The sequence below is a fragment of the Deltaproteobacteria bacterium CG11_big_fil_rev_8_21_14_0_20_49_13 genome, assembly GCA_002796305.1.
In the GTDB taxonomy this organism is placed as follows: domain Bacteria; phylum UBA10199; class UBA10199.
The window spans coordinates 1,023-10,096 of record PCWZ01000058.1; the positions used below are offsets into that span (position 1 = coordinate 1,023).

Annotated in this window: 7 protein-coding genes; 2 read left to right on the forward strand and 5 right to left on the reverse strand. The window is 49.7% G+C overall.

All coding sequences use genetic code 11. From position 1 onward, the window contains the following. Window positions 1–44: 44 nt before the first annotated feature. From COV46_05495 to COV46_05515, 5 genes are all read right to left on the reverse strand, one after another. On the reverse strand, window positions 45–461 hold the full coding sequence (locus COV46_05495) for a hypothetical protein (protein PIR17128.1): 417 nt from the start codon (window positions 459–461) through the stop codon (window positions 45–47). Further along, complete coding sequence (locus tag COV46_05500; protein PIR17129.1) at window positions 458–1,465, reverse strand: ornithine carbamoyltransferase; 1,008 nt, start codon at window positions 1,463–1,465, stop codon at window positions 458–460. Before COV46_05500 ends, COV46_05495 begins: the two co-directional genes overlap by 4 nt. A 225-nt stretch (window positions 1,466–1,690) precedes the next feature. After that, window positions 1,691–2,875 carry a YgeY family selenium metabolism-linked hydrolase gene (locus tag COV46_05505; protein ID PIR17130.1) on the reverse strand — a complete coding sequence of 395 codons (1,185 nt, stop codon included), beginning with the start codon at window positions 2,873–2,875 and terminating at the stop codon, window positions 1,691–1,693. Window positions 2,876–2,995: 120 nt separating this feature from the next. Then, the gene (locus tag COV46_05510) at window positions 2,996–5,527 is read right to left on the reverse strand and encodes a hypothetical protein (GenBank protein ID PIR17131.1); all 2,532 of its coding nucleotides are present in this window, start codon (window positions 5,525–5,527) and stop codon (window positions 2,996–2,998) included. A 51-nt stretch (window positions 5,528–5,578) separates the two neighbouring features. Beyond that, complete coding sequence (locus tag COV46_05515) at window positions 5,579–8,170, reverse strand: hypothetical protein (protein ID PIR17132.1); 2,592 nt, start codon at window positions 8,168–8,170, stop codon at window positions 5,579–5,581. Window positions 8,171–8,439: 269 nt separating this feature from the next. On the opposite strand from COV46_05515, the gene COV46_05520 reads away from it, so the two are divergent. Together COV46_05520 and COV46_05525 are read left to right on the forward strand one after the other, a co-directional pair. Next, entirely contained in the window at window positions 8,440–8,712 is a 273-nt protein-coding gene (locus COV46_05520; GenBank protein ID PIR17133.1) for an acylphosphatase, read from the forward strand. Beyond that, window positions 8,657–8,977 (forward strand): hypothetical protein, encoded by a 321-nt coding sequence (locus COV46_05525; protein PIR17134.1) that lies wholly within the window; start codon window positions 8,657–8,659, stop codon window positions 8,975–8,977. The genes COV46_05520 and COV46_05525 overlap by 56 nt, the downstream gene beginning before the upstream one ends. The last annotated feature ends 97 nt before the right edge of the window (window positions 8,978–9,074 follow it).

The window sequence follows — 9,074 nt, forward strand, 5'->3', positions numbered from 1 at the left end:
CAGAACAAGCAGGTTTTTAGAGGTGCCCTTAAGCGCTTACGTACTCACGCACTTTTCTTGTATATCAACCCTGCGACCGCTCCCACAATAAGATATTCCGCCATTCCCGTTGCGAGCCAGTCGATGGCAAGCCTTGGCGTAATAGGCATTGTTACGTATGTCACCGAAACCATGCCGAGGTTCACAAAAAGACCGAACCAGAGACCAAAGCGAAGCCCTTCGAGCGCTCCATTCGGCTTTGCTTCATATCCCTTGGAATATATATAAACAAAGATGAACGAAACTATAAAGGCCGCGACCCAGTAAACAGGCATGAGCCTCATTATCTCGGCCTCGGGTCTCCAGAGGTTCGCGACCTCCAAATATGCCGCCTTGAGGCAGAACTTGTTGAATATAAATTCCAGTGCCATAGCCGTAATGAATACCGCGATACTAGCCGCTGCCCATCTTTTCTTGTTCATTTTGTACCCCCCATTGTTAATGCCATTATTGCCTTTGCCGTGTGTAATCTATTCTCGGCCTCGTCATAGATGATGGACCATTTTTCGTTGTCTATCACCTCGTCCGTCACCTCTTTACCACGATCTGCAGGTAAAGCGTGCATATATTTTACGTTCTTATCTGCAAGGCTCATCCTGCGTTTGTCGCAGATCCAGTCCTTATGCTTTTCCAGGTTCGCTTTCATCTCTTTCTTTTGCGCATCGCTATCTTCCCACTTGGAGAAGTGAGCAAATCCGCCCCAGTTCTTTGGAATGACGATGTGTGCGCCTTCGAACCCTGCGTCCATATTATCCACGAACCTGATGGAACCGCCGTTCTCCTTTGCGTTCATCCGCGCCTGTTCAACGAAAGAAGGTAGAAGCGGGAACTCCTTTGGGGCCGCGACCGTCACATCCATCCCGTAGCGCGGGAAGAGAAGTATCTGCGACTGAGGAACCGAAAGGGGCTTTGCGTGGGACGTTGCATAGGCCCATGATATGGTCACCTTAACTCCCTTTAAATTCTTCCCGAACTTTTCCTGAATGGTCATAAGATCGGCAATGCCCTGCATTGGATGATAAAGATCGTCCTGAAGGCTCATGATGGGGATATCGGACCATTCGGCCATTTCGCGCAGGTATCTATTGCCGATGCCGTAAAAACAGTTGCGGCACGCAATGGCGTGACCCATACGGGAAAGCACGAGGGCGGTATCCTTGGCGGTCTCACCGTGAGAGAGCTGCATCTTGTCAGGCGTCAGATCGTGTGAGTTGCCACCAAGCTGAGTTATTCCGCAGCCCATGGAGTTGCGCGTTCGGGTAGACTGTTCAAAGAATATCATGAACACCGTCTGGTTCTTGAGCCAGTCGGTTATCTCGCCCCTTTTCTTCTTCTCCTTCAGCTCATAAGCAACCTCGAACATCCGGTCGAGCTCCGGTTTTGTCCAATCCTGTTCGGCAATGAAATGCTTTCCTTTGAAGTTCATATATTCTCCTGATGTCGCTCATCCTGAGCTTGTCGAAGGATGAACTGGAGGGCACCTCTAAAAAACCATTGGCGTGTCATTGCGAGGGAGCGTAGTGACCGAAGCAATCTCCCTAAATCAAGTGTTTGCGGGAGATTGCCGCGCCCCTTCGGGGCTCGCAATGACAGAACAAGCAGGTTCTTAGAGATGCCCTGGAATTAAACTTTCGCTCATGGTTCGACAGGCTCACCATGAGCGAACGAACGCTGCGTAAAATGCCGCGGCCTTTACCAGATGCTCAACCGGTGTCCATTCGTTGGGCGCGTGCGCCTGTTCTTCGTTCCCGGGGCCGAATCCTATGCACGGGATGTCATGCATACCCATTATGGCAACGCCGTTCGTCGAGAACGTCCACTTGTCGGTCTTGGGTTTCACGCCAAAGAGCTCCACACAGGCCTTTTCTGCGGTAACAACGGCCTTATGATCAGGGGCTATCTTCCATGTTGGATAATATTTTTTGGTGGGGTAAACTTTTCCTGTATATGCCTCGCTTCTGTATTCGGGGACGACTATCTCTGCCGAAATTCCGTTGTCTGCGACCACTTCGCGAAGCTCTGAAATGGCCGAGCTTTCGGTCTCTCCCCATGTGAGCCTGCGATCGAGATAGATACTGCATTTATCCGGCACCGCGCAGAGCGAGGGACCTACCGACGAGACCTGCGAGACCACAACTGTCCCCTTTCCCAGGAATTCGTCGCTTTTTAACTTATCGTTGAGTTTTTCTATTCCCTTTATGATGGGGGCCATTTTATAAACGGCGTTATCGCCACGCTCCGGCGCGCTTCCGTGACACGAAAGACCGGTAACGGTCATCTCTATCTCCATACGCCCGCGGTGGCCTCTGTAGACATTAAGGCTAGTCGGTTCCGTCAAAACCACAACATCGGGCTTCAGGCCCTCTTCTTTTATAAGATACTGCCAGCAGAGGCCGTCGCAATCCTCTTCCATGACACTACCTACCATGTAAACGGTGGCGTCTTTGGCAAGCCCAAGCTCTTTGATTATCTTTCCGGCATAGACCATCGAGGCCATGCCCCCTTTTTGGTCAGCAACACCCCTCCCCCACACCTTTCCATCCTTCTCGTGGGCCTTGAAGGGTTCGAATTTCCAGAGGTCCTTGTTGCCGACATCTACCGTATCGATGTGGGCATCGAATGCTATCTTCTTTTTGCCGTTCCCTATCTGACCGACAACGCTTCCAAGCCCGTCGGTCCAGACTTTGTCGAACCCGACCTCCTTCATCTCCCTGGCGATACGTTCTACAACAGCCCTTTCGCCGCAGGAAAGTGACTTTATGGATGCGATATCTATGAGGAACTGCGCGGTATCTTTCTGATATTTTTGCGCAAGTTCTAATATTTGATTGGTCATGCGGCGGAGTTTATAGGCTAGTTTAGGTGACTTGCAAGCGGAAAATTTAGGTAACAAAAAACCCCGCGGGGGCTTTATGCCTTCCGCGGGGTTTTCCTTAACCCTTTTCAAGGACTCGAACTAAAACATCGCTTTTAATGAATCTATCGCGCTATTCGTCACTTCGGGAGCCGTCTCGACCTTCGGGAGTTCTGCCATCGGAGTAGCTACCGAACCTGTTGAGCTGAACGCGCCGGCGCTTGTCGCCGCGTAAATGCTCACAATTGAATTATTCTTGTTAACTGCAACGCTGTAGACCGCGGGGGATGAACCCATCGATTCGGATATATCCGCCCAATCATCGTCCGCGTTGTGAGAGACATAAATGCCCTTTTCGGTTCCGGCATATATATTGCTACCCTCGACCGCCAGTGAATAGACCGCGCCGGCATCTTCGCTGATATCACCCGTCTTTTTCCAGTCGGCGCCGCCAACCGTCAGCTCGGAGGCAAAAACACCTTCCGGACCTGCGGCATAGATCAGCTTCTTTCCGATGGCAAGCGCATAGACCGCCGTTCCGCTACCGATACCCCCGCCGTTAAACTCGGCCCACGATTCGCCTTTGTCTGTGCTTATCCAAACACCCTTTTCAGTCCCAGCATATATTGCACCGCCAAAACTTGCGAGGTCATTGACCACCGTAAGCGCTAAAGCATTCTGTTTGGAACATTCCCCCTTTTCGGGAAGTCCCTGGATACATGTCCTCTTGGACATATAGCCATCGACATCGTCTATATATATGAGCCCGATATCGGTGCCCATAACAACTCTGCTACCATCAACGACTATATCACAGATCTGTGCAATATTTGCGACGCTGTTCTTACCGCTCTTGTCACCAATCTGAACGCCACCCTTGCAAGATTTGCGCTCAGCTGACGCAAAAGAAAGTTTCTTGGGTAACACGAGTATCTCTACCGTTGCCCAGCTCTTACCAGTATCATCTGAATAGATCAGTCCACCAGCCGTCGCACCGTAAATACGGGCCGACGAAGGATCTTTTGTAAGCGCATTAACAGGGAACTGCCCATAAGCGCCCAATTTATCTTTTTGGTAAGAACCAAAATAAAGTTTTGCAAAATCGGATGAAAAATCATAGGTGACCTTTTCAAAACCGATGCTGTCGATAAGTCTTCCGAACTTGATCGCAGACGGTGGATTTGAATACGATCCCATCAGGACCATCTTGTCGGAAACAACACCTATACTAGCCCACTTACTGTCCAATTCATTTGCGTTCCACCTGCGAACTGCAATGGTAACAGAATTACTTCTGGCATCGCCGTTCCCGGTCGAGGCCTCAACGACATAATTGGTCGTCGCCATGGGTTTTATCGTAACGTCGCTGCCGGAGACCGGCTCACCGTTCAAAGTGATGCTGGCATTGTCAATTGAGGAACCGTCCGCCGCCTTAACCGCCCATGCGATCTTCACGGCCTCGCCGGCAAATATCTCGCTGGCGCTGCTAGAGAGGGCTACGGAGAGCTCTTCTTTCTTTCCTCCAAGTGTCCCTACATTAACTGTTACCTGTTTTGACCCTATCTGATCTCCAAAGCTGGCCGTAAGTGTGTATGTAGTGGTTTCTTCAACGCTCACCGTTACCATGTCTTTTACGGCAACTTCGCCGATACCGTTATCGATCGTTACCGTGGCACCTTCGGGAATAACTTCCCATGAAAGCCTTACCTCGCCCGCCTTTTCCATGAGGAACGTCCCTTCCTGACCGTTGGCCGTGAAAGAGACCACGTTAAATTCCGTAGCGGCGATAGCGACCATAACATCCTGTGTAAGGGTCTGGCCGTCGGCGCTCATTGCGGAAAGTGTGAATTTGGTATCTTTATTGACCGTAACGTCGAAGCATCCTACCGCTTCGAACGTGGGGATCTCAACTGCAGGTTCTTCGATAGAAACATCTCCTTCTTCGGCCTCAACCATAGAAGCCTTGGCCTCAAGTTCCCCTTCGGCAGGTTCCTCTTCGGGCAATGCCTGCGGCACCAGATAATTTCCGGCGTCGTCCTTTATCGTGACCTTTGAATCCGCGGGAGAAACGTCCCAGCAGAGCTTGGAAATACCGTTTGCCTGCACCTGCGAAGGTGTGGCATCGAATTTATTAATGGCCAGTTCTACGGGCGCCGGGGTAACGGCTACCTGAATGGTAACGGTAACCTCTGAAACGGGGTCATCTTCCTTAGCACCAACGGCCGTGGCCTTGATGGTGAAGGTGACGTCGCTTGTAAGACCGGGAACGAACTGCGAACCGCTTGAGGTCCCTGTCTTATCAGTTGCCGCTCCCTTTTCTATCTCGAGAACGACCGCACCGCCCAGAACATCCGGTGTGGATGTCAGTTCGGCGGTTGAAACGCCCTTAATGTCCCATCTGATCTCAACGCTGCTTCCGCTCACGACAGTAAGGCTTGCACTGTTGGTGCCGGCGCTCGTGTCGAGAGAGATGTTCTGGTACGCGGTACCGCCGGGGACCACTGCCTGCGCGGTAAGCGTAGGCGCCGGTGGAGGCGGAGGCGTTGGAGTCGCCGGCATAGAACCGTCGGCGCATGCCCAAAGAAATGCGGATAAGACCACGAGCCCTGTCAACCTAACGATTTTATTCTTCATATCCCTTAACCCTTTCTTTTCTTTTTATACTTCTATAAAAAATATTAAAACTTACCAAGACACTTTAGGGCCGATGCCCACATCATATATAAAACGGTTATCGTCTGTAATACCAGGAATGTTCCTTATGGCTCCACCAATCTCACCGCTCAGATGAAGGGCGAATGATGTTGTGAAGGATATATCAAATGCACCGAATACCGTGAGCCTGTCGTCCTTACTAACAAGTTTCTCTTCGTAACCTCCACCTGTTATGCCCTTAAAGAGATTCTGTTTCCAACGAACACCCATTCTAACATTCTTTACAGTGGGGTCGGGATCTTCATTGCCAGCAGCTAGTTCCAATGTATTACTGAGAATCGGAGACCAGTCGCGGCCAATATTGGTCCTCAATGGGATACCTATCTTGTCGGTTACCCCTAACGCCCACCCGTCATCCGACACATCTACCATGATACCTGCGCTTGCAGTCACCGCCGCAGATAGCGGATTGTCCTTATTTCCAGCCAATTTGGCGCCAATATCAATCTTCACGCTATCAGTACCTGGGAAGAAACATGCGCCTAAAGAGATCGAATGCGCATGAGAAGGCAGTAGCCTATCACCGTCGGCAAGCGGCTTGAAATTACCATAGTAGTATTCCCCACCGGCAACAATACAGACATTTGGATCAACAAAATGCATCACTTTGAAATTTATGCCTATATTTCCGCCGAACGCGCCCAGTGCAAACTGATATAGATTATTCCTTTTCTTTCCAAAAACGTTAGTTCCATAGGCGGCACCTACATTAGCAGTAATACCTAGCTGGTTTCCGCTCCCCTCCTTCTCGGTCCCGACAAGATCACCGTATCCAGGAAGACCGTTGGATGAAAGCTTTGTTCTTGATTCGACACCTCCATTTATTACCAATGCAAGGTCACCTATTTTGCCGACCACTTTGCTTGCAGCAACGCCAACCCCAAGCGAACCGCCCTGTGGTCTGGCATCGTACGAGTTAGTGACACCGGGCGCTTGACTGCCAGCTATATATGCTTTTGCTGGACCGGCAATATTCTTATAATCGGTATATGATTTTATGCCTCCTGCTGCGATAATAAACTCTTTATAGTTCATCCATGCCGGAGATCCGTCAGCGTCTTGTCTACTTCCTGACTTGTACCGCATGGCTGCTAAGAGAGCATCGACTGTCGTTTCTTCCCTGACCGCTTGCAGCCTTAACCACAGCCCAAGATTTACAGCATTCTTTTTTGAATCAAAATTAGGATTCCACTCTGGGGGAGCCTGATAAACAATTCCGGCAACGACCTCATCCGCACTCATACGGGCATTTGTAAGTTCATTACTCACATTTATATTTCTTGCAAGAATCGCTCCATTAATTCCATTCACTAAAATACTTAAGTTCTTCTTGAAATCGTCAACATTCTTGGCGCTGAGCACGGAGTTAGTAACAAAATCTTTCTGCTGAAGAATGAACTGGTCATTTCTGTCCAGCCACTTCTGGACCGCCGGCTTGGCGATATTATCCATCCATTCCGCTTCTGTTGCAGGAAGGGCGTTTATGCTCGCTGCAAGCTCCTTTGGGAACGGAACGGGCGATTTCTTTTTAGCCGCGCTTAACTCTTCATATTGTTTTTTAACGGATGCTTCGAAGGTCTTCAGCATGGCAACAACCTGCGTCCCGTTTTCGGCCTTTGCAAAGTCCAGCTTGTTGCCCGGTACGTTCACTGGATCTTTGTCGAGCACCTCTTTGGCGTGGGCAAGATAGGCATCATAGACCTTTCCAGCCTCTGCCATCATGGCATCGTAGGCTTTTGAAGCCTCCGGCGCGTCTCCCTTTGCTATATCGGTTATCTTTACAGCTACGTTATCTACTTTTACCGTTAAAGGTATCCGAAGGGCATTAAGCTCCTTTAGATCACCATACATTTGCGTATATTTTCCAAGTGCCCTTGCGGCTATCGCCTTCATATCCGCCGAGACCGCACCATATTTCCAGCTCTTTTTCTCTTCGCCCTGCTGGAACATTGCCACGGCGTTTGAATAATCGGTTCCCATCGACTTTCCGAAATCCATCAGGAACGACTCCATTAATTCACCGAGACCTATCGCAGGAAGGGCCTCTAAGGCATTGGCCTTTTCTGCTGCCGGTGGAACCGTGGCGGCATCCTCGGCCTTTTTAGTATCATCTTTTTTCTCTTCTGCAGCGGGTGCTGGAACAACAGCGGGTGCCGGAGGTGGAACAACTGCTGCCGCAACAAACCTTGCCTTTGCTATGCCATCAACACAGGCCTGAAGGTTCGCGAAGATTGCCGGGGCTTTTTCGGGGGTAAAAAGATCTTCTGTAAGTGAAGTAGGTAGTTTTTTGCATGCTTTAACCGCCTTTTGAATAGAGGCAAAATCCTCAACGGTCGTCCCGTTGAGCTTTCCGCCCTTGAGCGTGTCAAAGATGAATTTCATGCCTTTCTCAGTGTTCTGCATGAAACCATTATAGCTATCCAACGCGCCCTTTTTGTATGCGCCGCACTGCGCTTGAAAGCCGGCGTTGGCGCTTTTACACATCTCCTTAACGACTTTTTCATAGCCAGGCGATCTTGGAATTGTTAATGTTGCTTTCTTTGCACTGATCGGATTTGCCATAAATGATCCCTCCTATAGAGATATTCCTTCTCCTATTATTATTTTCGGCAGAAAGCCGAAAAAGTTGCTAACTATTTTCACGACGGCAGATTTGGTCGTTTCTTTCATTTCACTAACCTTATCGGCAGGCGTATAAAAAAGTTGCTAACTTTTTTTGCATTTTTTCACTTTTTTACAACTATATGATATTGTTAATATTTATGGGAGCTTTGGCCGGTTCTTTCCACTTGACGATTACCCATTAGCGATGTAGCGGTGGGTTCACCAATATGCGCCGCGTGCACCTAAAAATAACCGGCCGCGTTCAGGGCGTCTTTTTCAGGGCCCATACGCAAAAAACGGCGGAAGAACTTTCCCTGACGGGATGGGTGAGAAATAATGAAGATGGCGGAGTTGAGACCGTTGCAGAGGGAGAAAAAAGCGCGCTCGAAAGATTTGTGGCGTGGTGCAACAATGGCCCACCTTCGGCACATGTAACAAGGGTCGATGAAAATTGGGAGGAGGCAAAAGGTGAGTTCAAAGATTTCGGCATCAGATATTGAAGGACTTTCCGGGACAAGATTTCAAAAACGCGTCTGGAAGGAGCTGATCAAGATACCTCGCGGCAAGACCGTCACCTACGGCGAGCTTGCAAAAAGGATCGGTTCTCCCAGGGCATGCAGGGCGGTTGGAAGCGCGTGCGGAAAGAACCCTCTGCCGGTTCTAATACCATGTCACAGGGTCGTCGCCGCGAACGGACTCGGCGGATTTACCATGGGCGGCCTGAAAAGGAAGAGAGAGCTGTTGAAGAAAGAAGGGTCTATTTAAATAGGCTCTTCGCGGATTTGAGTGGGTCATTTGCGGGACAGGGTGACAGGAAGAAGCGGTCAGACATGGGTCATCTGTTAATATATCGAATAAGAAA

What these genes read in the sequence shown, in the direction of transcription:
- COV46_05500 (PIR17129.1), bottom strand. Translation starts at nt 1,465, where the DNA reads ATGAACTTCAAAGGAAAGCATTTCATTGCCGAACAGGATTGGACAAAA.
- COV46_05495 (PIR17128.1), bottom strand. Translation starts at nt 461, where the DNA reads ATGAACAAGAAAAGATGGGCAGCGGCTAGTATCGCGGTATTCATTACG.
- COV46_05510 (PIR17131.1), bottom strand. Translation starts at nt 5,527, where the DNA reads ATGAAGAATAAAATCGTTAGGTTGACAGGGCTCGTGGTCTTATCCGCA.
- COV46_05520 (PIR17133.1), top strand. Translation starts at nt 8,440, where the DNA reads ATGCGCCGCGTGCACCTAAAAATAACCGGCCGCGTTCAGGGCGTCTTT.
- COV46_05525 (PIR17134.1), top strand. Translation starts at nt 8,657, where the DNA reads ATGAAAATTGGGAGGAGGCAAAAGGTGAGTTCAAAGATTTCGGCATCA.
- COV46_05515 (PIR17132.1), bottom strand. Translation starts at nt 8,170, where the DNA reads ATGGCAAATCCGATCAGTGCAAAGAAAGCAACATTAACAATTCCAAGA.
- COV46_05505 (PIR17130.1), bottom strand. Translation starts at nt 2,875, where the DNA reads ATGACCAATCAAATATTAGAACTTGCGCAAAAATATCAGAAAGATACC.